2 protein-coding genes are annotated in these 902 nt (G+C 53.7%); one reads left to right on the top strand and one right to left on the bottom strand.

Annotation, left to right across the window (positions count from 1 at the left end):
* A partial coding sequence (locus tag QK300_RS13565; RefSeq protein WP_281302237.1) for a tryptophan 7-halogenase occupies positions 1-430 on the top strand: 430 nt, incomplete at its 5' end.
* 30 nt (positions 431-460) lie between these two features.
* On the opposite strand, the gene QK300_RS13560 is transcribed toward QK300_RS13565, so the two are convergent.
* The coding region (locus tag QK300_RS13560; protein ID WP_281302238.1) for a tryptophan 7-halogenase at positions 461-902 on the bottom strand (442 nt) is incomplete at its 5' end.

Raw genomic sequence — 902 nt, 5'->3', positions numbered from 1 at the left:
ATTGCTCGCATTATTCCCTGATCGCCATTGTTCCCCTTTGGCAGCACGGGAATATAACCGGCTGACCGAATTGGAATATGTGGGAATTCGTGATTTTCTGATTTTTCATTATCATCATAATCGGCGTGCTGAGCCGATGTGGCAGCACTGTGCGGCCATGCCTGTTCCTGATTCCCTTGCCTATAAGATGGATCATTTCCGCACGCTGGGGCGGTTGGTTTCTGTGGGGCCGGAATTATTCCAGAATAATAATTGGCTGGCGGTGATGCTGGGGCAGGGCTTGATTCCCAGGCATCATGATCCGCTAATTGCTATGCAGCCAAATCCTGATGCGGCTCGCTTCATGGGATCATTGAAACAGGCCATGGCTGAAGCCGTGGCGATTATGCCGGATCATGGGGATTATCTGAACCGGCTTCTGGCCAATTGAAAGAGAGGTCATCTTCTTCTTTGGCAGCAATCAAGCCGCTGCGCTGGCGCTGATGCGTCTGATGAAGCTGTGATGATCGGGCAGGCTGGCCACGCCCCGATTGATGAGCAGGCGGATATGACCGAGAAATTCGGATAATTGCGCATCGCTGATGGCATCGGCCAAGGGGTGATAGGCGCGGGGGATGATTGATTGCCCCAAAAGCACCTGTAACCAGCCGATTTCTGTAAACAGCTCATCCGCCTCGCGGTAAAGGCGGGCGCTGGCTTCAAACAGGTCGATTTTCTGTTGCAGGCTTTGGGGGATAGGCATCTCCGCGCACGCCCGCCAAAAGGCCGTATCCCGGCGCTGGGTGGCTTTATAATGCAGGATCAAAAAATCACGGATGCGTTCATATTCAAACCGTGTGGCCTCATTATAGCTGGCGGCCAGTGCCGGATCGCAAGCCTTGTCGGGGAACATGGAAACCAGC

It is taken from the genome of Iodidimonas sp. MBR-22 (genome assembly GCF_029946565.1).
GTDB classification, from domain to species: domain Bacteria; phylum Pseudomonadota; class Alphaproteobacteria; order Sphingomonadales; family Rhodothalassiaceae; genus Iodidimonas; species Iodidimonas nitroreducens.
This window is presented reverse-complemented; position numbering and strand designations above follow the sequence as displayed.